Here is a 25,166-nt window from a genome sequence, read left to right on the forward strand (position 1 = left end):
AGTACGTTATCTAGTTTTGAAGGAATGAATCCTTCATATAGTCTAGTGGCGATAGCGAAGAGGTCACACCCGTTCCCATACCGAACACGGAAGTTAAGCTCTTCAGCGCCGATGGTAGTTGGGACTTTGTCCCTGTGAGAGTAGGACGTCGCTAGGCTTTTATTCCGCAGTAGCTCAGTGGTAGAGCTATCGGCTGTTAACCGATCGGTCGTAGGTTCGAATCCTACCTGCGGAGCCATTGCTTCCATAGCTCAGCTGGTAGAGCACTTCCATGGTAAGGAAGAGGTCAGCGGTTCGAGCCCGCTTGGAAGCTTAAAAAAGAGAAATTTACAAATTGGCCCGTTGGTCAAGCGGTTAAGACACCGCCCTTTCACGGCGGTAACACGGGTTCGAATCCCGTACGGGTCACCATTTTTGGAGGATTAGCTCAGCTGGGAGAGCACCTGCCTTACAAGCAGGGGGTCGGCGGTTCGATCCCGTCATCCTCCACCATTTTAATATATATTTGCCGGTGTAGCTCAGTTGGTAGAGCAACTGACTTGTAATCAGTAGGTCGTGGGTTCGACTCCTATCGCCGGCACCATCTTCATTTAATGATGGAGGGGTAGCGAAGTGGCTAAACGCGGCGGACTGTAAATCCGCTCCCTCCGGGTTCGGCGGTTCGAATCCGTCCCCCTCCACCATTTACATATCCTTATAAGCCTTTATTCTTTCTTTGGACAAGTTCAAAAGGTTGAAATAGGCTATTTTTATGAAGTGACATATTTTATTTCCTTAGATTCACATAATTTGTATGCTATATGAGCAAGATACTAGGGTAATAAAAAAATATAATTCCGTGTTATGATAACTTTTGAAAGATGAAAAGACATACTATGTTAAGGAATACATTAATATTAGTATTGTCGACGATATTTCGTAATATTTCCTACTGAAATATCCCAAAATATCCTCTTGCGTTGATTTTTCTTGATGTTTATTCAAGGAAGACTAATCACGTAGTAAAATCAATGGGCTATAGCCAAGCGGTAAGGCAACGGACTTTGACTCCGTCATTCGTAGGTTCGAATCCTGCTAGCCCAGCCATTTTAGAGCCATTAGCTCAGTTGGTAGAGCATCTGACTTTTAATCAGAGGGTCGAAGGTTCGAGTCCTTCATGGCTCATTTAAGCGGAAGTAGTTCAGTGGTAGAACACCACCTTGCCAAGGTGGGGGTCGCGGGTTCGAATCCCGTCTTCCGCTCCATGAACTACTTCTTTTTTATATTTGGGGCCTTAGCTCAGCTGGGAGAGCGCCTGCTTTGCACGCAGGAGGTCAGCGGTTCGATCCCGCTAGGCTCCACCAATAACATACAGAACTAACAATAAACCTATTAGGGTTTATTTTTTTTGCATAAACCCTACATTTATGTTCATTCTGTTCCCTTTATTCCTGCATATATATACATGTTTTTGTTGAGTTGAGTCATTCTATTAAAAGTAGGTACAATAGGGTATGGGAGAAGGAGGTTCATATAACATGAAGAAGGATATTTCCATAATTGGTGTGCCCATGGACTTAGGCCAAATGCGTAGGGGAGTAGATATGGGGCCAAGTGCCATCCGCTATGCGGGTGTCGTTGAACGATTAGAAAGACTTGAATATGATATAGATGACTTAGGTGATATTGAAATTACACGTCCCACTCGTGAAGAGATTGCAAAGGATCAGAACTTAAAGAACCTTGAAAAAGTTTCAGAGGCGAATGAAAAGCTTGCTGCAACAGTGGACGAGGTCATTAAAGCTGGTAGATTTCCGCTTGTCCTAGGTGGTGATCATAGTATTGCGATTGGAACTCTTGCGGGTGTTGCGAAGCATTATCAAAATCTAGGAGTTATTTGGTACGATGCCCATGGAGATTTAAATACAGCAGATACTTCACCGTCAGGTAATATCCATGGAATGCCACTCGCTGCAAGTCTGGGCCTTGGTCATAAGAGATTAACGGACATCTCTGGTTATGGTCCTAAAATAAAGCCTGAAAACATTGTCATTATTGGGGCAAGATCACTTGACGATGGTGAGAAGGAGTTTATTAAAAAGTTAGGAATCAAAGTTTATACCATGCATGAGATAGATCGTATAGGTATGACAAAGGTTATGGAAGAAACGATCTCTTATTTAAAAGACAAGACAGATGGTGTTCACTTATCATTGGATTTAGATGGTTTAGATCCACATGATGCACCAGGTGTAGGGACTCCAGTTCTTGGAGGCATTAGTTATCGTGAAAGCCATCTTGCAATGGAAATGTTAGAGGAATCAAAATTGATTACTTCTGCTGAATTTGTAGAAGTGAATCCAATCCTAGATGATAAAAACAAAACGGCTTCTGTTGCAGTTGCTTTAATGGGATCCTTATTTGGAGAAAAACTTTTATAATACTATACAGTATCTCGATACATGGGATGCTGTCTTTTTTTTATTTTTAAAGATTTGATTTCCTAGCACATAAACCAACCAAAATTTGTTAAAATGAAAATTATGGAGAAAATGAAACCTTTTAAGAAATGAATCGTAAATAATGATACCCGCGAGTAGAGCGGAGGTATACAAATGGAGACAATTATAAAAAACAGAATAAGACAGTTAAAAAATGGAGACCAGAATGCATTTGCGGAGATAGTAGAATTTTACAAAGACAAGGTTTTTCAGATATGCTATCGTATGCTTGGGAATCGACATGAGGCGGAGGATATTGCACAGGAAGCCTTTATTCGTGCATATGTAAATATCCATAGCTATGATTTGAATAAAAAGTTTTCAACATGGCTATACCGTATTGCAACGAATCTGTCGATTGACCGTATTCGAAAGAAAAAACCGGATTACTATTTGGATGCCGAGCTTGCAGGATCAGATGGACTAACAATGTATTCGCAAGTTGCCGCAGATGTAACACTACCAGAGGACGAGCTTGAGACAATGGAGCTACAAGAGTTAATCCAAGCAGAAATATTGAAGCTTCCAGATAAGTACCGTTCTGTTATTGTTTTAAAATACATCGAGGAGTTTTCACTAAAGGAAATTGGTGAAATTCTTGACCTGCCAGTAGGTACGGTAAAAACGAGAATTCATAGGGGCCGCGAAGCTTTACGAAACCAACTTCGACATGTATAGGGGTGAGAAAAAATGAACTGTTCAGAAAAAGACATGGTTACGTTAATGCATAATTACCTAGATGAGGATATTTCTGAAGAGGAAGAGAAGCTACTACGTGAGCATTTGCATGCCTGCGAATCCTGTAATCAACATTTTCATGAGCTAAAGAAGACAGTTGCGTTGGTACAAAGTACTTCTCATATTTCTGCACCTGACGATTTTACATTAAAGGTCATGCAAAATCTGCCGAAGGAAAAACGCACAGTAAGCTTTAGACGTTGGTTCAGGGAACACCCAATGCTATCAGCTGCCGCTCTCTTTCTTGTATTAATGGCAGGAAGTCTCTTTTCCGTCTGGAATGAAAGTGATCAATTTTCCGTTTCGAAACAACCCAATCTAATTGTTGAAAACAATACCGTCATTGTTCCAGAAGGTGAAACAGTGAAAGGGGATGTCGTTGTCAAGAATGGGAAGCTTGTGATAGAGGGAGACGTAGATGGGAATGTCACTGTGATTAATGGTGAGAATTATATGGCCTCTGCTGGAAATGTAACAGGCGAGGTTAAGGTAGTCAATCAAATGTTTGAGTGGCTTTGGTACCACATAAAAAAAGTTGGTATAGATGCTATCCACATTTTTGATAATGAAGAATAGGTCATCGGACACGGTGGCCTTTTTTTCGACGCTAAAATTAAGCTTATCCACCTACCAATTTGTAATCGGTTAGGGAAAGATATATGATATAATATTATAGCTAACTATGTATGTTTGGATTATTTCATAGAGGAAGTGTGAGAATGTCATTTAATGAACTCCCATTACTAGGTTACCTTGGCATTTTTCTAGATGTTCTCCTTGTCTGGTATGTGATATATAAAATTTTATCCCTTATTCGCGGAACAAAGGCTGTACAGCTTTTGCAGGGGATTATTGTTATTGTTTTTATCCGCTTATTAAGTAGCCTGTTAGAGTTACATACTTTGTTTTGGTTAGTAGACCAGGTAATGGACTGGGGATTCTTAGCGATTATCGTTATTTTCCAGCCTGAATTGCGAAGGGCATTGGAACAGCTTGGCCGTGGAAAAATATTTTCAAGAAGTGGTAATGATGAAGAAGATCATCAGGTAAAATTAATTGAGGCTATTACAAAAGCCACTGATTATATGGCCAAACGCCGCATTGGTGCACTCATCTCAATTGAACGACAAACGGGGATGGGGGACTATGTGGAAACAGGGATTCCATTAAATTCAGCGATTTCTTCTGAGTTACTAATCAATATCTTTATACCAAATACGCCTTTACATGATGGAGCCGTGATTATTCAAAGAAATCAAGTAGCGGCTGCTGCGTGTTATCTGCCACTTTCAGAAAGCCCATTTATATCAAAGGAATTAGGAACTCGGCACCGAGCAGCACTTGGGATTAGTGAGGTAACAGACAGCATTACAATCGTTGTATCAGAAGAAACAGGAAGTGTGTCTTTAACAAAGAACGGTGAACTGCACCGGGATTTGAAACCTGATGCATTTCGAGATTTATTAAAACAAGAAATAATTACAAATGAAAGCATTACCTCTCATTCACTATGGCAATGGAGGGGGAAAAAGAATGGATAGATTAATTGATAACCGTTGGGTTACTCGGATTATTGCATTGTTCCTTGCATTACTCTTATTTGCGTCTGTCAGCTTTGAGAACCAACCTGCTACCAAGAGTCCTGCGGGATTGCCACTATTTTCAAATTACACAGAAACATTAACGGAGATTCCGGTAAATACATACTATGACGATCAGAATCTAGTTGTATCTGGAGTTCCTCAATATGTAAATGTAACAATAGAAGGTCCATCTGGGGTTACCAAAAGAGAAGGTCTCCAAAAGGAAATCGAAGTGTATGCAGACCTAACACAGTTATCAGTTGGTACCCATAAAGTAAAACTACAATATCGGAATATATCTGAAAAAATAAAAGTAAAAATTGATCCTGCTGAAATTACAGTCGTCATACAGGAAAAAGTAACAAAGGAATTCCCGGTTGAAGTCGATTTTGTCAACCGTGACCAAGTAGCAGAAGGGTACTCCATTGGAGATCCAGTGGTCTCACCTCGAGTAGTGAAAATAACTGGCGCTTTAGAGGAAATTGAGAGAGTAGCTATTGTAAAAGCTGTTGTCGATCTTAAGGGAGTAACGAAAGACTTTACACAGGAATCAAGGGTAGCTGTTTATGATAAAAATCAAAATGTATTATCTGTAACAGTTGAACCAAACGTTGTGGAAATTGCGGTTCCGATTATTAGTCCAAATAAATCAGTATCTTTTGCCCTTAAGCAAAAAGGAAAACTTCCGGATGGATTAAGTTTAGTGAATATCACACCAACGACTAATCAAGTTACGATATATGGTCCGAAGGATGTGATTGACGAAATTTCATCGATTGAGGCAGAAATTGACTTAGATGATATAAGAGAAGACTCTAAGATTGAAGTGAAGGTTCCGATACCAAAAGGGGTTTTCAAAGTATCCCCTGAAAAAATTGAAGTTGCAGTTGATATCGAAGAAGAGTTATCGGAAACCTTCTCGGATTTATCAATTAGAAGTTTAGGCTTAGGAGACCAATTTGCACTTACTTTTTTAGACCCTGAAGCGGGGACACTTAATTTAGATGTGCAAGGTGCACCAAGTATCTTAGAAGGGACAAGTCCTACAAATTTTGATGTGTTTATTGATGTGACCAATCTCGGGGTTGGTGAGCATGATGTAGATATAGAAATCAAAGGCCCAGACAATGTTACGTGGGCATTACCTCAAGAAAAGGCAAAGATACGAATTACGGAAATGGAAGAGTAATTGGGTATCAGCAAAAGGAGAGATCATTTAAAATGGGAAAATATTTTGGTACAGATGGTGTACGAGGTGTTGCAAATAGTGAACTAACTCCAGAGCTTGCATTTAAGGTTGGAAGATTTGGCGGTTATGTGTTAACAAAGGATAAAGAACGACCAAAGGTAATAATTGGCCGCGATACTCGTATTTCCGGTCATATGCTAGAAGGTGCACTCGTTGCAGGTCTATTATCAATTGGAGCAGAAGTTATGCGTTTAGGTGTTATTTCCACTCCAGGTGTTGCATTTTTAACAAAGGCTCTAGGTGCGGAAGCGGGTGTTATGATTTCTGCTTCACATAATCCAGTACAAGACAATGGGATTAAGTTCTTTGGACCAGATGGCTTTAAACTTTCTGATGAACAGGAAAATGAAATTGAGGCACTTTTAGATTTACCAGAAGATCAGCTTCCACGTCCAATCGGGGCTGATTTAGGTCAAGTGAATGATTATTTTGAAGGTGGCCAAAAGTATCTTCAATTCTTAAAACAAACAGTGGACGAAGATTTCACTGGAATCCATGTAGCGCTGGATTGCGCTAATGGTGCGACATCATCCCTAGCTACGCATTTATTTGCTGACTTGGATGCTGATATTTCGACAATGGGAACATCCCCAAATGGTCTAAATATTAATGATGGTGTAGGTTCTACACATCCTGAAGCCCTTGCTGCCTTTTTAAAGGAAAAAGGAGCAGATGTTGGACTAGCTTTTGATGGTGATGGCGACCGACTCATTGCGATTGATGAAAATGGTGATATTGTTGATGGTGACCAAATCATGTACATATGTGCAAAGTATATGAAAGAACAAGGTCGTTTAAAGCATCAAACTGTTGTATCAACGGTGATGAGTAATTTAGGCTTTTACAAAGCGTTAGAAGAAAACGAAATCGAAAGTGTTCAAACAGCGGTGGGTGATCGCTATGTTGTTGAAGAAATGAAGAAGAGTGGATATATTCTAGGTGGAGAACAATCAGGACATATCATTTTCCTTGATTACAATACAACGGGTGACGGACTTTTAACAGGTCTACAATTAGTGAATATCATGAAAAGCACAAAGAAACCTTTATCCCAGCTTGCAAGTGAAATGACAAAGTTCCCGCAGTTGCTAGTGAATGTAAAGGTAACAGATAAATATCATGTAACCGATAATCCAGTCATTAAAGCGGTTATCGAACAGGTTGAAGCTGAAATGAATGGAAACGGCCGTATTTTAGTACGTCCTTCTGGAACCGAGCCATTAGTAAGGGTAATGGCAGAGGCTCCAACTGAAGAGCTTTGTAAAGAATACGTAGACCGTATCGTTTCTGTAGTAAAAACAGAGATGGGAACGGAATAAAAAATAATATACGTGTTCAAAAAAGAGGGTGAAAAGGACCGCGTCGACAAAAACGCCACGGCCTCATGTCTTGTCGACACTAGCACGTCCTGTACGTCGAAATTTCAAGGCGGCGCGGCTTTGAGTACCTGAGCGTATGCAGCTAATACGTGAGGAACGGAAAAGCAAGCCAACGCAGAAATTCGATGCGTCATTTTAAGCCGACTTTTTGAACTTCATAACATTTTCATTAAAAATATGCAAACTTGACACATAAAGGTCCAAGTTTGCATATTTTTTTAGTATACATGGAAAATATATACCATGTTATGATTGACGAGTATGGAGATTATGTTGTATTATTGTTCTTGTTCAATTTTTTGTAAAGGAGGGTTAACAGTAATAGTTTTAATTAAAGCGCCAGAACTAAACCATGAACGGAAGAAGTAACAATGCATAGGCTATTGTTATAGGTTTAGTTGACGAGGTGGAGGTTTATCGAAAATTCGGCGGATGCCTCCCGGTTGACCTCAATCACGACCGTAAGTCCTTTTCGTCAAAACAGAGGGGTGACTCTCTGCACAAACGGGAGGATATGATTGAGTAAAAGAGATAAATATGGAAAAAAAGGGGCAAGATAGCCCCGTGCTTTCTTGTTCCCTTTTTTAGGGAGGAACTTAATTATGTGCGGAATTGTAGGTTTTATTGGACATCAAGACTCGAAAGAGATTTTGTTAAAGGGACTAGAAAAGCTTGAGTATCGTGGCTATGACTCAGCAGGAATTGCAGTGATGAATGATGAAGGTGTTCACGTTTTTAAGGAAAAAGGTCGTATTGCGATTCTTCGTGAGACTGTAGATCAAAGTTTATTTGCAACTGCAGGGATAGGACACACTCGTTGGGCTACACATGGTGTGCCTAGTAGAGTCAATGCCCACCCACATCAGGCATCAACTGGACGATTTACTCTTGTTCATAACGGTGTAATTGAAAATTACAGTCAGCTTAAGAGTGAATATTTACAAAGTGTTGAGCTACTAAGTGATACGGATACAGAAGTTGTTGTTCAGCTATTAGAGCAATTTGTGAATCAAGGGATGGAAGTTGAAGAAGCTTTCCGAAAGACATTAAGCCTTCTAAAGGGGTCTTATGCAATTGCAATGCTTGATGAGCAAAACAACGAAACAATCTATGTAGCGAAAAACAAAAGTCCACTTCTTGTAGGTCTTGGCGACAACTTTAATGTTGTAGCAAGTGATGCAATGGCAATGTTACAGGTAACCGATCAATATATCGAGTTAATGGATAAAGAAATTGTCATTGTTAAAAAAGAGTCTGTCACAATTAAAAATTTAGCGGGTGAAACAATCAGCCGTGACCCATATACAGCAGAGCTTGATGCAAGCGATATAGAAAAGGGAACTTACCCACACTATATGCTTAAGGAAATTGACGAGCAACCTTTAGTCATGAGAAAAATTGTCCAAGAATATCAAGCCGAGAGCGGCAAGTTAGCAATTGATTCTTGTATTGTTGAAGCAATGAAGAATGCAGATCGAATCTATATTATCGCTGCTGGTACTAGTTATCATGCTGGTCTTGTAGGGAAACAATTCATTGAAAAAATAGCGCACATTCCTGTAGAGGTTCATATTTCTAGCGAATTCTCATACAATATGCCGTTATTATCGGAGAAACCATTATTTATCTTTATTTCACAAAGTGGTGAAACAGCAGACAGCCGTGCTGTGTTAGTACATGTAAAGGAAATGGGTCACAAGTCTATTACAATTACAAATGTACCTGGTTCAACACTTTCTCGTGAAGCAGATTACACATTGTTATTACATGCAGGACCTGAAATTGCAGTTGCTTCAACAAAAGCGTATACAGCACAGTTAGCAGTCCTTTCAATCCTTGCGTATGTAACAGCTGAATCAAAGGGAATAAAGGTTGGTATGGACCTTGTCAAAGAGCTTGGGATTATCGCAAACAGTATGGAGGCTTTATGTGATGACAAAGAAGTTATGGAAGCTATTGCTTGGGAGTACTTCACAACTACTCGTAACTGCTTCTTCATCGGACGTGCGATGGACTTCTTCGTTGGACTAGAGGGTGCCTTAAAGCTTAAGGAGATCTCCTACATCCAAGCAGAAGGTTTTGCAGGAGGAGAATTAAAGCACGGAACAATTGCCTTAATAGAAGAAGGGACACCGATTATCGCTCTAGCTACTCAAGAGCATGTTAACCTAAGCATTCGAGGAAATGTGAAAGAGGTTGTTGCACGTGGTGCACACCCATGTATCATTTCAATGAAGGGCTTAGAAACAGATGAGGACCGTTATGTGCTTCCAGCAGTTAACGAAATGTTAACACCACTAATCTCTGTTATTCCGTTACAACTTATCTCTTACTACGCAGCACTACACCGTGACTGTGACGTAGATAAGCCACGAAATTTGGCGAAAAGTGTGACAGTGGAATAAAGATTATACACTAAAAATTTTGGTGTTGAAAGACGAAAAAGTCAGGAACTGACTTGACAGTGTCTCATCAGCCTATTTGTAAAATTATCACTGAAGTAAGACTCAATCCAATTAAGGGATTGAGTCTTTTTGTTATGAAGGATTTATTAGTTTTGTGTTACTAAAAGATTGGATTGTTGCTCACTTCCTTGACTTTGAACGATTTAATATAATTAATATGGCACTACCTATATATCCGAATCCAACTGAACCAGCCAAGATGTCATAGACATCCATCACTGTTCCAGGATTTTTAAATACACTATTTTTAATGATCATCATGACGGTATAGGCAATGATAATGATTCCAAGACCGAGTAGACTTGCCCAAATATATACCTTTGTCGAATGGACTTCCTTGTTTAATACCTTTGGTGATGAAAGGATGAAAATTAATGATGATAAAATAGCAATGATAATCAGGTACTGTTTCAATGAAAAGGACAAGTAGTGAACGTTCTCGTGAATAGTGCCTTCCTCAACACCAGCTTCATACATAACATTTGAGGTTAAGAAAAGCGAAATGCTAATCACGATGGCGTAAATCCCACTGAAGTTCCCCAGAGGTCTATTACCGCTAGCTTTGCTTCGTAACCAAAATCCATATGTGAAGAATAGGACACTGATAAACATCATAATATACACACCGTTAACTAACGTCTGATTAGAAACTTCGTGTGAAAATTGATAGGAGATTAATGTTGCGAATGCTGTAAATGCAAAGAATGCCACATTTACAATAAGTAAACTTTTCTTTAGCGTAGCCAGTTGGATATCAGATTGTTTTTGTTTTTTCATTGCGAATCTCACTTTCCAAAAATCTAGAATGAGTCTAGTCATCCTCTCTGGAAGGCATTGGATTAACGACTTCCTCCGAAGTGATCACTTTAACCAGCTTAAGTATATCAGAATCATTCGCTATTTTTGTGGTGATTGTCTGTAGTGGCTAGTAATATCCCAGCATCTTCTTTTTATTAGTCCTTTTTTTACAATTCTGAATAATATACATGTAATATTAACTTTAAATGGGGGATGTAATGGGGTTAAGAGGGAGAGTAAGTTTAAGTGTGGGTTGGGTAACTTTGTTTCTTATGGGGACTGATTTATTTGTAGTGTCTCCGTTACTACCGTTCATTTCGGAGGCGTATAATGTTAGTTCAGCAATTGCAGGATGGATGGTAACTGTTTTTGCTGTAACATATGCTATTGCAGCACCTTTCTTTGGCTGGCTTTCAGATAAAAATGGAAGGAGAGCATTGATTACATTTGGCTTAGTGTTGTTCTTTATTTCTAACATACTAACAGCTTTTGCACCTTCATTTTTTTTGTTAATTGTTAGTCGAATTTTATCTGGTTTATCGGTTGCTTCAATAACTCCTTTGATATATGCCATCATTGGAGATATTGCCCCACCAAATCGAACAGGGACATGGCTTTCAATTGTTGTTTCAGGGCACTTAACAGCTCTTTGGGCAGGAGCACCATTTGGTACGTTATTAGAGCACTTTCTTGGTTGGCGTTCAGTATTTGTTGTAATGGCTATTATAGGAGCTATGTTGGCGATAGTAAATTTCAGTACTTGGAAATATACTCCTAAAAGCGATTTAACAAGAAATCCAATAGGAGGAAGTCTGCTAAGAATATTGGGTTCGGTAAGTGTTACAACCTTTTGGGCGATATCAATGTATGCTCTATATGTTTACTTAGGTGCATCTCTTTATTCTGAAAATGGATTCTTATCTACACAAATCGGATTAGCTATTACTTTCTATGGTATCGGGGCTGTTTTAGGGAGTCTTATAAGTGGACAATTAACAGATAGATTTGGAGAAAGGAATATATCAAAAGTTACACTCATTTTCTTGTCTCTCATTTTTATTTGTTTAGGTATATTCTTCTCATCTGGTGATTGGATTTATTTATTCTTGTTCCTATGGGCTTTGGTTGGGTATGCAGGATTTACATCATACCAAGCAAGATTAGCGGTTGAATATCCAAACGAACGAGGTTTTGTAATGGCGTGGAATAATACAGCTTTGTATATTGGTATTACTATTGGATCAATGGTAGGTGGTTATGTCATAACGAAATGGGGTTACTCTTACCTTCCGTATGTTTGTAGCATTGCGGCGGTCATTAGTTTTGCTCTTAGCACCCAAAAGGTCGAAGAAACAAAAAAAACAGCTCTTTCAGTAGATAGATGAACTTTTGAATGAAGTCTTTTTGTTCAACTAACGAAGCATTATTGTTTACGAAAAAATGTACAAATGGGCTTGGATCTAAAAAGGATTTATCCCCATGTTCATTGAATATCTAAACATGTAAATCAAATATCAAATGGAAGGAAAATTTGGTTGATAGGGTGTGAAAATAAAAACTCCTATTATGCTCTGTAAAGTTTGCCCAGGTTATTTACAATTATTAATTTAGATGTTCGATTACATTTGGTATAAGGGATGGAGTGGACAAAAAACATGCAATATGGAATGTACGCAATTTTACTTGTTATTTTTGGATTGATTCTTTGGAGGCGAACAAGAGCTATGGTCCGACCAATTAAAGGCTCGGGCTTACGAATTTTGCTACCGCTGCTCTATATGTCACCTGCCTTATCTGTGGTGATGCAACCTTCCGTTCACTTCACTTCTATAGAAATTGTCGTATCTGTGATATTTGGAACGATCTTATCTCTTCCATTGATTTATACAACTGGATACGAAATTCGAGAGGATGGGAAAATCTATGCAATAAAGAGCATTGGCTTTGTGATTGCTTTAATATTAGTATTTGTTTGCCGACGCTTAGCTAATTACTTTTTACCAGGCATTGAACCTTTGACATTAAACGCTTTATCTATTATTTCTCTGTTTGTATATGTTGGGTTATGGAGAATCATAAGTTTTATTAAATTCAAAAAGGTATACAACTCACGTGTAGCAGTGTAATAAATGTGTAGAACCCTTGATAAGACGTTAAGAAGTCGACTTGTTTCGGGTCTTCAACCTTTTAATAGAGCTACGGTCCTCAGCAATCAATGAAGGACATGGCGTGTAACGATTTCCCAATAAAAAACACCCCAATGGCTTTATACCTTTCGGGGTGCATGATTTGGGTTATGAAACCTCTTCAAATTGGCTGTTGTATAACTCTGCATAAAAACCATCTTTTTCTAATAATTCCTCATGGTTACCTGCTTCAATGATGTCGCCATCCTTCATTACAAGGATGATATCGGCATTTTTAATCGTCGATAATCGATGGGCAATCACAAACGATGTCTTTCCAACCGTTAGTTTATCCATCGCCTGCTGGATGAGCATCTCCGTCCTAGTGTCTACTGAACTTGTTGCTTCATCCAGGATCAACAATGGCGCTGTTTTCACCATTGCTCTAGCAATCGTTAATAACTGCTTTTGCCCTGCTGACAAACTAGCTTTATCATCCAGAATCGTATCGAAACCTTTCGGTAGAGTTTTAATAAAGTGGTAGAGTCCAACTGCTTTACAAGCTGACTCCAGTTCCTCATCAGTAACTCCCTTGCTGGAATAAATGATATTGTCACGAATGGTTCCCTCAAACAGCCAAGTGTCTTGAAGTACCATACAGAACAATTCATGAAGATTTTCCCTTGTAAGCTGACTAATTGGAACACCGTCAATTAGGATTTCCCCATCATTTACTTCATAGAATCGCATTAATAGATTAACCAAGGTCGTTTTGCCCGCACCAGTAGGACCAACAATCGCAACTTTTTGACCTGCTTTAACGTTTACTGAGAAGTTTTTGATTACAGGTTGATTCTCGTTATATCCAAACCTTACATTTCGAAACTCTACATCTCCATTGACTGTTTGAAGGCTTGTTGTCTTTTCACTTTCATCTGCAAGCTCCTTTTCCTCCAAAAATTCAAAAACACGTGCACTCGCAGCAGCTGTTGACTGGAGTTGTGTAGCGCCCTGTGCAATTTGAGAAAGTGGTTGTGTGAACAAACGAATATACAACATAAAAGAAACAATCACACCAAAGGAGATATAATCATTCACTGCAAGCGCAGCACCAACGATACAAACAACGACGTAACCAAGGTTCCCTACAAACATCATAAAAGGCATCATCAACCCAGATAGGAATTGGGATTTCCACGTACTATCGTACAATCCAGTGTTGAATTTGTGAAAGGTTTCCTTAGCTGTTTTTTCTCCATTATAGGCTTTAACAACTTGATGTCCTGAATAAATTTCTTCAATATATCCATTTAGCATCCCAAGTTGTTGCTGTTGTTTGACGAAAAAAACTTGGGATTTGGAGATAACAAATGACATTAACCCAAATCCAATAAATGTTGATAATACGGCAGAAATAGCCATAATCCAGTTTGTATAAAACATCATTATTAATGATCCAAAAAACAATGTGAAAGCAGAAGTTAAACCGCTAATACTCTGGTTAAGTGTCTGACCTACCAAATCGACATCATTGGTGACACGGCTTAACACATCGCCGGTACTTGTTGAGTCGAAGTATTTTAACGGAAGACGATTCATTTTTTTCGAAAGGTCTCTTCTTAACGCTTTTGAAATACGCTGTGTGACTGTGGCCATAATAAAACCTTGAGAATATTGAAACAAAAACATTAATCCATAAAGGATTAAAATAACGATCGCCACGTCAACAACCTTTTCCATGTCAATGGTCGTCATCATGCCCTCTACGATCGTATCGGTCATATTTCCAAGCAAATCAGGACCAATGATTGTAAAAATGGCCCCCGCCACGGATAGAATGACTGCTAGAATGATGGCAGGTACAAACGCTCGTGAATAAACGAATAATTGTTTAAAGCTTTTCATGCTTTGCCCCTTTTCTTGGCCTTCTTGGCCCTTGCGGGAACGTGCTGCTTTCTTCGACTTGAGTTTCGTTTTTTGTTTATCCGCCAATTTCAAGTTCCTCCTTTGACAGTTGCGAGTAGGCAATTTCTTGATAAACCTCACATGTTTTCATGAGCTCATGATGAGTACCAATTCCAACTATCTCTCCTTCATCAAGAACAATAATGCGATCAGCGTCGATGACGGTTCCAATACGTTGTGCAACTATTATGGAGGTTGCATCTTGTATTTCTTTCTTCAGACGTGACCGTAACACCCGATCTGTTTTATAATCTAGCGCCGAGAAAGAATCATCAAAGAGATAGATTTCGGGATTTTTATAGATTGCACGAGCAATAGACAATCTTTGTTTCTGGCCACCTGAAATATTCGTACCACTTTGGGCAATTTGTGCCTCATACTGGTCTTCCATTTTTTCCACAAATTCTTTCCCTTGTGCAATTTCAACAGCTCTCTCGATTTCGTTGTCAGTCTTATTTTCCCCTGTACCAAAGGCTACATTAGAAGCAACGCTGCCGCTAAACAAAATAGCTTTTTGCGAAACATATCCAACCTTATTTCTCAGAGCTTCAAGGCTATATTCCTTAACATTTGTTCCATCTACAAAAATGTCACCTTTCGTTGCGTCGATAAAACGAGGTACCAAGTTTAGGAGAGTACTTTTTCCACTACCTGTTGATCCAATGATGGCCACTGTTTCGCCTCGATGTGCACGAAAGCTTATATTTTTTAAAACATAATCTTCTGCTTCCGGATACTTAAAACTCACATTGCGGAATTCAACTTCTCCTACTGCGTTTGTTTTTTCTGTTAGATTTCCATCTTTGATTTTAATATCAGTATCTAATACCTCATTAATCCGTTTTGCTGAAACTGCAGCACGAGGCATCATAATAAATACCATTGATAACATCATAAAGGACATAATGATTTGCATTGCATAGGAGGAGAAGACCACCATATCGGAAAACAATGATAAGCGATTCGGTACCGAAGCATTGTTAATCAAAATCGCACCTATCCAATAGATGGCAAGATTCATTCCAGACATCATAAGGCCAATTGAGGGAAATAAGATGGCCATCGTCCTACCGGTGAAAAGATTTGTTTTTGTTAATTCATTATTTGCATCTTCAAATTTCTCTTCTTGATATTCCTCTGCATTATAAGCACGCACAACACGAATACCTGACAAATTCTCTCTTGTCACAAGATTCAATTGGTCAGTCAGAGTTTGAATAATCCGGAATTTAGGCAGTGCGATAAAAACGACAATAGCAATTAATACACACAGGAATGCAACGGCAACTCCTGTAGCAACGGTCCATTCCCAAGATTTGCCCATAATTTTCATAACTGCCCATACCGCCATAATCGGAGCCCGAATGACGATTTGCAATCCCATTATGATTAACATTTGAACCTGCATAATATCATTCGTGGATCGTGTAATTAAGCTTGGTGTAGAAAAAAGATTTACTTCCTCCATTGAAAAAGACAAGTTCTTTTCAAATACCATACCGCGCAATCGTACCGAAAATCCAGCTGCTATTCTTGCTGCTAGAAAAACGGTAACCATCGATGCAAGCATACTACCTATGGCACATAAGATCATGAATGCACCTTGTGAAAGCACATCGCTAATCTCACTGCCTTCTGTTTGTACAAGCCTAGTGATTTCTGCCATATAATCGGGAATTTTTAAATCAAGCCATACTTGTGTCACGATGAAAACAAGGCTACATAAAACGAGTAACCAATCTGTCTTCTGAAAATATTTAAAGATTTTCAGCATGTGTGGATTCCTCCTAAGGCATAATGTTGAATAATAAAATTTAAAGTACCAATGGGGTATTTTGAATGCTTTGATTCATTTCACTTATCAGCCATGATAAATAATTCTTCGAATGATTCTAGGTGATCTATCCCGTCTTTTTCCATCTTTCCTTTTACTGCTGTAAGTAATAACCTCATGCCTTCCTCCACAGTTTCCTGTTGTGATGGTGTTAATAATTGTAATGCTTCACTAATCGCGTGATTCACTGGTTTTGGTGAAGCTTTTTTTATTACATTCAGTTTCTCGTCACTGATCGTGATTATGACAGACCTTTTATCTTTCGGATTTGGTTTCTTAAGTAATATACCTCTGGCAGACAATCTTTCCACAATATCTGAAACGGTACTTTGGGTCATCCTCAGGTTATGTGTAAGTTGCTTGATGCTCGTCGAGTCATGAAGAAGCACTTGTTTAATGACCTTTAACTGAGGAACAGTGAGACCATGCTCCTCGGCATATTTTTGTATGCTCTTCGCCATATACCGATGTAAAAAATCAATCGATTCCCTTAAAAAATCTGCCTTTTCATCCAAGTTTTTTATCTCCCTTCAACATCCATCTTGTACGATTCATCGCATACGATATATCTTATCAGGTAATAAATCATATAATCATATAAACACCTTGTCAATTCATTTATTATAAATATTTTCAAAAAAATTACGGCCTCAAAAATCTTCCTACACAGTAACTATCGTTGAATAGTATCAATTGAAGTACCCAGTAAATGAAACTTATCGAACATTAAAAACGTAATTATTAATATCAAGTTTCTAAGAAAGGAGGAATTCGTAGTGCCTACTTGTCAAAACTGTAAAAGAAAGTGGTCTTGGTTTGATTCGATTAAGAAATTACTAGCATTTCGTAAAAAAATGATATGTAATCATTGTGGAGAAATTCAATACCAAAGTACAACTTCGAGAAATACTACTTCTTTATTAGTTTTACTCCCCATTAGCACTCTACCATTTTCTATAATGTTTGATTTATCTCCTATTTCTGTACTACTCTTGGGACTTGCCTTAATATTTGTGGCTCTGTTTGTAATGCCATTATTACTGAAATTAACTGATAAAGAAGAACCATTATGGTAAAAGGGGACTACAAGGCTGTCATTAAGAGCAGCTTTTTATTTTTGTACTAACGAAGCAATTTAGTTGAACAAGAAATACTGTTTTAAATGGGGGTTAGTGCAATCACTGTAAAGAATATATTTATAATTGCTGTAAGGTGGGTATGTATTAGAATATAATTTAGGTGTAAATATCGAAAGTTATACCGACACAAAATGAACATGAGGTTTAAATATGACTACATTTCTTTTATTAATCATCTACTTGGCTTTTATCAGTTTAGGTTTACCAGATTCTATATTGGGGGCAGCATGGCCCGCAATGCGGCCAGATTTTGGGGCACCACTCGAGACTGCTGGATACCTTTTTATGACAGTTGCAGGTGGTACCATTATCTCTAGTTTAGTGAGCGGAAAAGTACTTAAACGCTTTGGCACAGGTAAAGTGACAGTTGTCAGTGTCTTAATGACTGCTGCTGCATTGCTAGGATTTTATTTTGCTCCATCGGTTGCTTGGTTACTTGTGTGTGCAATCCCACTTGGGTTAGGGGCAGGAGCAGTTGATGCGGGATTAAATGATTATGTGGCTACACATTATCAGGCACATCATATGAGTTGGTTACATTGTTTTTGGGGAGTAGGAGCTACACTTGGACCAATCATTATGGCTCAATTTATTTTAGAGGAAAATGCTTGGAGAAGTGGATATCTTGTTATCTCTGTTCTTCAGTTTACGTTAGTTATCATCCTGTTCTTTACATTACCTTTATGGAACAGAGTGACAAAAAGCAGCAATATCACCTTAATTGAAGAGGAGGAAGCTGCAAAAATTACACCTAATGGTGAAGATGTTAAAGACGCAAAACCATTACAGATAAAAGGAGTAAAGCTGGCCCTTGCATCTTTCTTGTTTTATTGTGCAGTTGAAGCGACGGTTGGGCTTTGGGGAAGTAGTTTCTTAGTAAATGTCAAAGATTTAAGCCCGGCAACGGCAGCAAAATGGGTTTCCTTTTATTATGCAGGAATAACACTTGGTAGATTGATAACAGGTTTTATTACCTTTAAAATAACTAACCGTACACTAATTCAGCTGGGGCAAATAATTGCATTAACAGGTGCCATTATATTGATAATACCCTTGCCATCCCTTTTCTCACTAATAGGATTTATTATTGTTGGTTTAGGATTAGCACCAATATTTCCTTGTATGTTACATGAGACACCAACCCGTTTCGGAAAACAACATTCTCAGACAATAATGGGCTATCAAATGGCAGTAGCTTATACCGGTACTACATTCATGCCACCACTACTTGGATTTGTGGCGTCTCAAACTACAATTGGAATCTTCCCAGTATGTGTTGCTATGTTTATATTAGCGATGCTTCTAAGTTCCGAAAAACTTAATAGTCTTTTGAAAAACAAGCATTTACTGATAGCTCGACAGTAATCGATATACCACTCAGGCTGGATCCAAGAATGGGTTCAGCCTGGTTCTATAGGTTTTAATCAATAATAACTAATTCATTTTTAGAAGAATATACCATATTAAAGGGGAAGTAGCTTTAGAGAGTGGGACTGTATCCTAAGAAGCGGGTCTATTGGAGCCCGCTTTTTCTATGTGTAGAAAGTAATAGAAAGATGAAAAAGAAATAGTAAAATAGTATTACATTTTACATTTTGTAAAATTAACTAGGGTTATTATTTTACATTACTTCCAATACAATTGATAACGCTTACATGTTAAGGTTAATTATATTTAGATTATTTGGAAAATTGATATAATGGTGAGGTGATATCGATTTATAAAAATATAGCATCTTTTTTAGGGATATATTATTTGATGCACGAATATTGAAAAAAGGCTTATTACATATCCACCTAAGAAGAAGTGTTGTGTATTGAAATAAAACTATGAAAAATGGGGTGTTGGATAATTTGGAAACAAAAGTAGAAAGAACCTATGAACCTTTAGCTAATCCACCATTAACTCTAAAAGGGAAACTATCGGTAATTGGCCCAGGAATTGTTGTTGCTGCAACTGGTGTAGGAGCAGGGGACTTAATTATGGCTTCTATAGCAGGTGTTAATTACGGTTTAATGTTAATGTGGGCAGTCTTCGTAGGAGCATTAATAAAATTTATTCTAAGTGAAGGGATTGGAAGATTGTATCTAGCGACTGGTACTACATTTCTACAAAGTTGGCATTCGTTAGGATGGGTTGCAACCTCTTATTTTGGAGGGTATGCCATTTTATTTGGGATTATTTATGGAGTCGCAGCACCAACTGTATGTGGAATGGTTTTAGCCGCATTGTTACCTGGTACCCCTGTATGGTTAGGAGCGATTGTATCCTCTATAGCTGGTTTTATATTAGTTTGGTTTGGTAGATATCATTTATTGGAAAAAGTCATGATGGTATTTGTTGGCTTAATGTTTATTACAGTTGTTGGATCGGCAATTATTATTTTGGCTAGTTCAAATGATGTTACGTACCAAGTAATCCCTTCTGTGCCAAAAGGTTCATTTGCGACAATACTCGGATTAATTGGTGGGGTAGGTGGTTCGATCACATTAGCTTGTTATGGGTATTGGTTACAGGCCAAAGGCTGGAGTGGTAAGCGTTGGATGCCAACAATGAGGATAGATAATGGCGTAGCCTATACAGTTACTGGGATTTTTGCAGTGGCAATAATGATTATTGCAGCTGAATTATTATTCGGAACGGGCACAACAATTAATGGAAACCAGGGACTTCTTGGACTTGCAGATGCTTATGGCGAGAGATTCGGAAATGTAGCACGTTGGATTCTATTGCTAGGATTCTATGGAGCGGTGTTTACATCGGTTTTAGGGCCTTGGCAAGGTATTTCTTATCTTTTTGCCGACTTTGTACGAATAGTACGAAATGGTAGAAAGAAGAATAACGATTTAAATCAACCAATCTCTGAAAAAGACCCCGCTTATCGCGCGTACCTTGTTTGGATGACATTCCCGCCTATGTTACTTTTGTTATTTAATGAGCCTGTTGCAATTGTTTTTATTTACGGCATTCTTGGATCCATATTTATGCCCGCACTTTCATTAGGCTTATTATATTTATTAAACTCTAAACAAATTGACCCTGTTTATCGTAATGGTAATGCTACTAATCTATTTTTAGTACTTATTATTTTACTCTTTGTATACCTTGGTGGTAGTGAACTCATTGATATGCTCTTTTAGCTTATCTCATCAAAATGTTATTCTTTCTTTTCACACAAAAAAGCAAGGGGAGTGCCCCTTGCTTCTTTTTATATTACACGTGCTGAAATGATTCCGTTAATTTGCTTGATTCTTTCTAATATGCTAGGAACGATTTCCCCATTTACTTCATTATCAATGTCAATCATCGTATAAGCATATTCTCCGCGGCTACGGTTTACCATGTCTGCGATGTTTAACTCATAATTAGAGATAGCCGATGTGATTTGACCCACCATGTTTGGCACATTTTTATGAAAAGCTGTTACCCTTGTTTTTCCTGTATAAGGAAGAGATGCGTTTGGAAAGTTTACAGAGTTCTTAATGTTACCAGTTTCTAAGTATTCCTTCGTCTGACGAGCTGCCATAATCGCGCAGTTTTCTTCTGATTCGTTTGTAGAAGCACCAAGGTGTGGAGTGCAAATGGTATTCTTCATTTTTAATACATTTTCATTCGGGAAGTCTGTCATATACTTTCCAACGATACCATCTTCAAGTGCTACTGCCATATCGATTTCGTTTACAAGCTCTCCGCGTGAGAAGTTAATGATATGAACGCCTGGCTTCATAATGCTGAATGTCTGTTTATTAAACATTTCTTTAGTGTCTTTGGTTAAAGGTACATGAACGGTAATATAGTCAGACTCAGCAAAAAGCTGTTCAAGTGACATGGCACGCTGAACATTACGTGATAAGTTCCAAGCCGTATCAACTGAGATAAATGGGTCAAACCCGATAACATCCATATCTAAATCAAGAGCATCGTTTGCAACAAGTGCACCGATTGCACCTAAACCGATAACGCCGAGTGTTTTACCCTTGATTTCTTTCCCAACGAATTGCTTTTTCCCCTTTTCAACAAGTTGAGGTATTTGCTCACCTTTATCTTCTAATGTCTTTGTCCAAGCAATCCCTGAAAAAACATTACGGGATGTAGCCATTAATGCAGTTAATACCATTTCCTTTACTGCGTTTGCGTTTGCACCTGGTGTATTGAAAACTACAATACCTTTCTCGGTGCATTTTTGGATGGGGATATTATTAACACCAACACCAGCTCGTGCAATTGCTTTTAAGTTATCGCCAAACTCAAGGTCATGCATATCGAAGCTACGAACAACAATTGCATCTGGGTTCTCACTTTGATTATCAATTACAAAACGGTCATTTTTGAACACCTTTAGCCCGCTTTCAGCAATATTATTTAATGTTTTAACCGTTTTAACCTGATTTTCAATAAGTGTGCTCATCTCGTCTACCTCACTTTTGATTTGAATTTTAGTGACAAACTATTAGTATACAAATTTATGAATCTGGTCTGCTTATATTTGGTGGTTCGCCTAAAGATAAACAGAAAGAGGCAAGGGACTTTCCCTTACCTCTGCCCAGGCGAACGGCTCCGACACTATATGCTCCCTCGCGGTTTATCCGCGTGCGCCAGTCACATATAGCCTTTTTGATTTGTAAGTATGATACCAAGTTTTTTGATATATTTCAAGTTTTAATTAATTTTAAAACTTTGGACGATGGACTTGCGAGTGCTTCATGCTTAAGTATATTTTATAACCCGCTAGAAGTATCCCATTTGAACGGTTAATCTTTCTTCAAACGCGATGCCAAACTATTGCCTAGTGATTGTAGTCCTTGTACTAAGATTATAAGTAATATGACGGTTATATACATAACGTCCACTTCATAACGAAGGTGGCCGTAGCGGTATGCGAGATCTCCTAGTCCACCTCCGCCAACTAACCCTGCCATTGCCGATGCACCAATTAGACCGATGGTCGCAATGGTTAAACCAAGAATAATGGATGAACGGGATTCTCTAACAAGCACATGCCATATGATGTGCCGTGTTTTTATTCCCATTGCTTCATAGGCTTCCAATACTCCACGGTCAACTTCTAATAGAGCTGTTTCCATTAATCTGGCAATGTATGGAGCTGTGTACACAACTAATGGAACAATTACACCTTTAACGCCAATTGATGTCCCAACAATTAGCTTTGTAAAAGGAAGGATAAAGAACAATAAGATGATAAATGGGACAGAACGAATAATATTTATAATGGCGTTTAAAATTTGATATACATACTTATTAGCTAAGGCCTTTTCTGGTCTTGTTAAAACAAGCAATATTCCCAATGGCAGACCAATTAATACGGAAATCCCTAGCGCAATTCCAACCATTTGAAAGGTTTGGAGAGTAGCTTCCCAAAGATCACTGCCCCAAAGCTCAAGAAATTCTTCTATTCTTGTTTTCACTTACTCTCAATCCTTCCACATGTACTTGTTGTTGTTCTAAGAAGTTTAGGGCACTTTCAATCTCAGCCGTGTCACCCTTTAAGTGAATCAAAAGCTGTCCAAAGTTTTCTTCCTTTAAGCGGGTGATGCTTCCCGATAAGATGTTTGGATAAACATCAAATTTCTTACTAACTAAAGCTAATGCAGGTTCACCTGAAGATTCTCCAAAGAAGGAAAGGGTGACTACTTGGCCCGTTTCATTTAAAGTAGCTAGTATTTCATCCGGTATCTTATGTGAAAATAAACTATTAACAAATCTTTTTGTTGTATGATGCTGCGGGGAAGTGAAAATCTCTCTCGTTGTTCCTTCTTCAATAACTTCTCCATCTTCCATAACAGCAACCCGATCACATATACGTTGGATGACATTCATCTCATGAGTAATAAGTAAAATGGTGATCCCTAGTTCTTTGTTGATTTTTAATAATAGTTCCAAAATTGCTTCTGTTGTATCTGGATCAAGAGCACTTGTCGCCTCATCACTCAAAAGAATCTCTGGTTCATGGGCTAATGCACGTGCAATCGCTACTCTTTGCTTTTGTCCACCTGATAGCTCAGAAGGATAGGCATGATGCTTTTCCTCGAGGCCAACAATATTTAGATATTTTGTAACCCGGGCCTCGACTTCCTGCTTACCTAAGCCAGTAAGCTTTAATGGAAGTGCAATGTTTTCATATACGGTTGCTGTTTTTAAAAGATTAAAGCCTTGGAAAATCATCCCGATTTGTCCCCGTGCTTCACGGAGTTTTCCATTTGAGAGCTTTGTCAAATCTACATTATTTACGATTACAGAACCTGAATCAGGCTTTTCTAAAAGATTCACACTTCGGATAAGGGTACTTTTCCCTGCACCGCTGTAACCAATCACACCATATATCTCCCCCTTTTTTACAGAAATGGAAACATTCTTTAACGCGTGAATTGAACCTTGTTTAGCTGTAAAAGTCTTTGAGATTCCCACTAGTTCAATCATTTGTAAAACTCCCTTCTGAGCAGGTATACACCTTCACTTTTTTAATAATGTTTTGCAGTTGGCGTTTAAAGGAGGACGCAGTATAAATAGGGTTACCACGTCCTCCTGTAGCTTTTTTTACCAAGATGGAATAACAGATCCTTTGAATTCTTCTTCAACGAATTTAGCAATTTCCTCACTGCGATAAATATCCGCTAATTTCGTTAAAACTTCATCATCTTTGTTTTCAGTTCTTACTGCAGCATGGTTCACATATGGAGAATCCTTAGGTTCAATAAATATGGCATCCTCGGATGGTGTAAAACCTGCTTCAATAGCAAAGTTCGTATTTATAGCTGCTGCATCAAGTTCTTCCAGTTGACGTGCGATTTGTGCAGAGTCAAGTTCAATGAACTCATAATTATTTTTATTTTCCACAATATCCTTTACAGTTGAATTGATTCCGGTATCTGGATTCAGCTTAATAAATCCAGCTTTTTCAAATAGAAGTAGTGCACGTCCGCTGTTTGTAGGGTCACTAGGTAATCCAATTTTAGCACCGTCTTTTAGCTCTGAAACATCCTTCACCTTTAATGAATAAACACCCATTGGGAATGTAACAGTATCAAACGATTTTATAAGGTCCAAATTACGGTCTTCTTTAAATGCATTAAAGTACGGCTCAGTTTGGAAGATATTTAAATCAAGCTCTTCTTCATCCAAAGCAATATTTGGCATAACATAATCGGTAAAGACTTTTATTTCAATATTTAGGTTTTCTTTTTCAGCAAGTTCTTTTACCTTTTCAAGAATTTGTTCGTGAGGGCCTGCAGTTACACCAATAACCAGCTTTTCGTCACTATATAAACCTTCTGCTTTTTCGTCCTTTGAACCACTTGAACTACTTTCACCGCAGGCTGCAAGAACCGAGATAATTAAAACTAATAAACTAGCAAATAACCACTTTTTCATGTTTATTCCTCTTTTCGTATT

20 protein-coding genes, 10 tRNA genes, 1 rRNA gene and 1 riboswitch are annotated in these 25,166 nt (G+C 38.3%); of the genes, 23 read left to right on the plus strand and 8 right to left on the minus strand.

The annotated features are described in order from the left end of the window. Window positions 1-41 precede the first annotated feature (41 nt). The 18 genes from rrf to glmS all read left to right on the plus strand — a co-directional run bounded on the left by rrf (window position 42) and on the right by glmS (window position 9,834). Window positions 42-157, plus strand: a 5S ribosomal RNA gene (gene rrf, locus AC6CHV_RS19725). Window positions 158-163: 6 nt separating this feature from the next. Beyond that, window positions 164-238: transfer RNA gene (locus tag AC6CHV_RS19730), tRNA-Asn, on the plus strand. A gap of 2 nt (window positions 239-240) precedes the next feature. Beyond that, window positions 241-313 (plus strand) — tRNA-Thr (locus AC6CHV_RS19735). A gap of 23 nt (window positions 314-336) precedes the next feature. Next, window positions 337-411: transfer RNA gene (locus AC6CHV_RS19740), tRNA-Glu, on the plus strand. 5 nt (window positions 412-416) lie between these two features. Then, window positions 417-492, plus strand: a tRNA-Val gene (locus AC6CHV_RS19745). 15 nt (window positions 493-507) lie between these two features. After that, window positions 508-583 (plus strand) — tRNA-Thr (locus tag AC6CHV_RS19750). Window positions 584-598: 15 nt separating this feature from the next. Beyond that, a tRNA-Tyr gene (locus AC6CHV_RS19755) sits at window positions 599-683 on the plus strand. A gap of 328 nt (window positions 684-1,011) precedes the next feature. Further along, a tRNA-Gln gene (locus AC6CHV_RS19760) sits at window positions 1,012-1,086 on the plus strand. Window positions 1,087-1,091: 5 nt separating this feature from the next. Further along, a tRNA-Lys gene (locus AC6CHV_RS19765) sits at window positions 1,092-1,164 on the plus strand. 5 nt (window positions 1,165-1,169) lie between these two features. Then, window positions 1,170-1,244, plus strand: a tRNA-Gly gene (locus tag AC6CHV_RS19770). A gap of 23 nt (window positions 1,245-1,267) precedes the next feature. Continuing rightward, window positions 1,268-1,343: transfer RNA gene (locus AC6CHV_RS19775), tRNA-Ala, on the plus strand. A gap of 174 nt (window positions 1,344-1,517) precedes the next feature. Next, complete coding sequence (gene rocF / locus AC6CHV_RS19780; protein WP_498079536.1) at window positions 1,518-2,420, plus strand: arginase; 903 nt, start codon at window positions 1,518-1,520, stop codon at window positions 2,418-2,420. Between the two features lie 174 nt (window positions 2,421-2,594). Continuing rightward, complete coding sequence (sigW, locus tag AC6CHV_RS19785) at window positions 2,595-3,158, plus strand: RNA polymerase sigma factor SigW (RefSeq protein WP_121448404.1); 564 nt, start codon at window positions 2,595-2,597, stop codon at window positions 3,156-3,158. A gap of 12 nt (window positions 3,159-3,170) precedes the next feature. Then, window positions 3,171-3,794, plus strand: coding sequence for a zf-HC2 domain-containing protein (locus AC6CHV_RS19790; RefSeq protein WP_498079537.1), 624 nt, complete (start codon window positions 3,171-3,173; stop codon window positions 3,792-3,794). A gap of 143 nt (window positions 3,795-3,937) precedes the next feature. Continuing rightward, complete coding sequence (gene cdaA, locus AC6CHV_RS19795; RefSeq protein WP_341329644.1) at window positions 3,938-4,759, plus strand: diadenylate cyclase CdaA; 822 nt, start codon at window positions 3,938-3,940, stop codon at window positions 4,757-4,759. Continuing rightward, window positions 4,752-5,990: a CdaR family protein gene (locus AC6CHV_RS19800; protein ID WP_341329645.1), complete on the plus strand. Its 1,239-nt coding sequence runs from the start codon at window positions 4,752-4,754 to the stop codon at window positions 5,988-5,990. Before cdaA ends, AC6CHV_RS19800 begins: the two co-directional genes overlap by 8 nt. A 32-nt stretch (window positions 5,991-6,022) precedes the next feature. Continuing rightward, window positions 6,023-7,369 (plus strand): phosphoglucosamine mutase, encoded by a 1,347-nt coding sequence (glmM, locus tag AC6CHV_RS19805; protein WP_498079538.1) that lies wholly within the window; start codon window positions 6,023-6,025, stop codon window positions 7,367-7,369. Window positions 7,370-8,031: 662 nt separating this feature from the next. After that, entirely contained in the window at window positions 8,032-9,834 is a 1,803-nt protein-coding gene (gene glmS, locus AC6CHV_RS19810) for a glutamine--fructose-6-phosphate transaminase (isomerizing) (protein ID WP_498079539.1), read from the plus strand. A gap of 180 nt (window positions 9,835-10,014) precedes the next feature. Here glmS and AC6CHV_RS19815 read toward each other — a convergent pair whose 3' ends face one another. Next, window positions 10,015-10,671: a hypothetical protein gene (locus tag AC6CHV_RS19815; RefSeq protein WP_498079540.1), complete on the minus strand. Its 657-nt coding sequence runs from the start codon at window positions 10,669-10,671 to the stop codon at window positions 10,015-10,017. 239 nt (window positions 10,672-10,910) lie between these two features. Between AC6CHV_RS19815 and AC6CHV_RS19820 the strand changes: the two genes are divergently transcribed. Together AC6CHV_RS19820 and AC6CHV_RS19825 are read left to right on the plus strand one after the other, a co-directional pair. After that, complete coding sequence (locus AC6CHV_RS19820) at window positions 10,911-12,077, plus strand: MFS transporter (RefSeq protein WP_498079541.1); 1,167 nt, start codon at window positions 10,911-10,913, stop codon at window positions 12,075-12,077. 270 nt (window positions 12,078-12,347) lie between these two features. Next, window positions 12,348-12,818, plus strand: coding sequence for a CcdC protein domain-containing protein (locus tag AC6CHV_RS19825; RefSeq protein WP_498079542.1), 471 nt, complete (start codon window positions 12,348-12,350; stop codon window positions 12,816-12,818). Between the two features lie 168 nt (window positions 12,819-12,986). Here the strand turns inward: AC6CHV_RS19825 and AC6CHV_RS19830 are convergent, their stop codons facing one another. The 3 genes from AC6CHV_RS19830 to AC6CHV_RS19840 all read right to left on the minus strand — a co-directional run bounded on the left by AC6CHV_RS19830 (window position 12,987) and on the right by AC6CHV_RS19840 (window position 17,132). Continuing rightward, on the minus strand, window positions 12,987-14,810 hold the full coding sequence (locus tag AC6CHV_RS19830; RefSeq protein ID WP_498079543.1) for an ABC transporter transmembrane domain-containing protein: 1,824 nt from the start codon (window positions 14,808-14,810) through the stop codon (window positions 12,987-12,989). Further along, window positions 14,800-16,557: an ATP-binding cassette domain-containing protein gene (locus AC6CHV_RS19835; RefSeq protein WP_498079544.1), complete on the minus strand. Its 1,758-nt coding sequence runs from the start codon at window positions 16,555-16,557 to the stop codon at window positions 14,800-14,802. The genes AC6CHV_RS19830 and AC6CHV_RS19835 overlap by 11 nt, the downstream gene beginning before the upstream one ends. An 80-nt stretch (window positions 16,558-16,637) precedes the next feature. Beyond that, window positions 16,638-17,132, minus strand: a complete 495-nt coding sequence (locus tag AC6CHV_RS19840; RefSeq protein ID WP_341329655.1) for a MarR family winged helix-turn-helix transcriptional regulator — start codon at window positions 17,130-17,132, stop codon at window positions 16,638-16,640. A gap of 261 nt (window positions 17,133-17,393) precedes the next feature. Here AC6CHV_RS19840 and AC6CHV_RS19845 point away from each other — a divergent pair, with 261 nt between their 5' ends. From AC6CHV_RS19845 to AC6CHV_RS19855, 3 genes are all read left to right on the plus strand, one after another. Beyond that, window positions 17,394-17,693 (plus strand): TIGR04104 family putative zinc finger protein, encoded by a 300-nt coding sequence (locus tag AC6CHV_RS19845; RefSeq protein ID WP_498079545.1) that lies wholly within the window; start codon window positions 17,394-17,396, stop codon window positions 17,691-17,693. Between the two features lie 213 nt (window positions 17,694-17,906). After that, window positions 17,907-19,121 (plus strand): MFS transporter, encoded by a 1,215-nt coding sequence (locus AC6CHV_RS19850; protein WP_440274489.1) that lies wholly within the window; start codon window positions 17,907-17,909, stop codon window positions 19,119-19,121. A 488-nt stretch (window positions 19,122-19,609) separates the two neighbouring features. Beyond that, a complete protein-coding gene (locus tag AC6CHV_RS19855; RefSeq protein ID WP_341329658.1) occupies window positions 19,610-20,896 on the plus strand; it encodes an Nramp family divalent metal transporter in 1,287 nt (428 codons plus the stop codon). A 68-nt stretch (window positions 20,897-20,964) separates the two neighbouring features. Here the strand turns inward: AC6CHV_RS19855 and AC6CHV_RS19860 are convergent, their stop codons facing one another. The 4 genes from AC6CHV_RS19860 to AC6CHV_RS19875 all read right to left on the minus strand — a co-directional run bounded on the left by AC6CHV_RS19860 (window position 20,965) and on the right by AC6CHV_RS19875 (window position 25,145). Next, window positions 20,965-22,164, minus strand: a complete 1,200-nt coding sequence (locus tag AC6CHV_RS19860) for a phosphoglycerate dehydrogenase (protein WP_341329659.1) — start codon at window positions 22,162-22,164, stop codon at window positions 20,965-20,967. A 126-nt stretch (window positions 22,165-22,290) separates the two neighbouring features. Beyond that, window positions 22,291-22,369, minus strand: a riboswitch (ZMP/ZTP riboswitch). Between the two features lie 138 nt (window positions 22,370-22,507). Beyond that, window positions 22,508-23,170, minus strand: coding sequence for a methionine ABC transporter permease (locus AC6CHV_RS19865; RefSeq protein ID WP_121448472.1), 663 nt, complete (start codon window positions 23,168-23,170; stop codon window positions 22,508-22,510). Further along, window positions 23,154-24,194, minus strand: a complete 1,041-nt coding sequence (locus AC6CHV_RS19870) for a methionine ABC transporter ATP-binding protein (protein ID WP_341329660.1) — start codon at window positions 24,192-24,194, stop codon at window positions 23,154-23,156. The genes AC6CHV_RS19865 and AC6CHV_RS19870 overlap by 17 nt, the downstream gene beginning before the upstream one ends. A gap of 117 nt (window positions 24,195-24,311) precedes the next feature. Further along, window positions 24,312-25,145 carry a MetQ/NlpA family ABC transporter substrate-binding protein gene (locus AC6CHV_RS19875; RefSeq protein WP_341329661.1) on the minus strand — a complete coding sequence of 278 codons (834 nt, stop codon included), beginning with the start codon at window positions 25,143-25,145 and terminating at the stop codon, window positions 24,312-24,314. Window positions 25,146-25,166: the final 21 nt, after the last annotated feature.

The organism is Ferdinandcohnia sp. GQ5, from assembly GCF_059759275.1.

Coding starts and splice junctions, on each gene's coding strand:
- rocF (WP_498079536.1), top strand. CDS start 1,518: ATGAAGAAGGATATTTCCATAATTGGTGTGCCCATGGACTTAGGCCAA.
- sigW (WP_121448404.1), top strand. CDS start 2,595: ATGGAGACAATTATAAAAAACAGAATAAGACAGTTAAAAAATGGAGAC.
- AC6CHV_RS19790 (WP_498079537.1), top strand. CDS start 3,171: ATGAACTGTTCAGAAAAAGACATGGTTACGTTAATGCATAATTACCTA.
- cdaA (WP_341329644.1), top strand. CDS start 3,938: ATGTCATTTAATGAACTCCCATTACTAGGTTACCTTGGCATTTTTCTA.
- AC6CHV_RS19800 (WP_341329645.1), top strand. CDS start 4,752: ATGGATAGATTAATTGATAACCGTTGGGTTACTCGGATTATTGCATTG.
- glmM (WP_498079538.1), top strand. CDS start 6,023: ATGGGAAAATATTTTGGTACAGATGGTGTACGAGGTGTTGCAAATAGT.
- glmS (WP_498079539.1), top strand. CDS start 8,032: ATGTGCGGAATTGTAGGTTTTATTGGACATCAAGACTCGAAAGAGATT.
- AC6CHV_RS19815 (WP_498079540.1), bottom strand. CDS start 10,671: ATGAAAAAACAAAAACAATCTGATATCCAACTGGCTACGCTAAAGAAA.
- AC6CHV_RS19820 (WP_498079541.1), top strand. CDS start 10,911: ATGGGGTTAAGAGGGAGAGTAAGTTTAAGTGTGGGTTGGGTAACTTTG.
- AC6CHV_RS19825 (WP_498079542.1), top strand. CDS start 12,348: ATGCAATATGGAATGTACGCAATTTTACTTGTTATTTTTGGATTGATT.
- AC6CHV_RS19835 (WP_498079544.1), bottom strand. CDS start 16,557: ATGCTGAAAATCTTTAAATATTTTCAGAAGACAGATTGGTTACTCGTT.
- AC6CHV_RS19850 (WP_440274489.1), top strand. CDS start 17,907: ATGACTACATTTCTTTTATTAATCATCTACTTGGCTTTTATCAGTTTA.
- AC6CHV_RS19860 (WP_341329659.1), bottom strand. CDS start 22,164: ATGAGCACACTTATTGAAAATCAGGTTAAAACGGTTAAAACATTAAAT.
- AC6CHV_RS19870 (WP_341329660.1), bottom strand. CDS start 24,194: ATGATTGAACTAGTGGGAATCTCAAAGACTTTTACAGCTAAACAAGGT.
- AC6CHV_RS19875 (WP_341329661.1), bottom strand. CDS start 25,145: ATGAAAAAGTGGTTATTTGCTAGTTTATTAGTTTTAATTATCTCGGTT.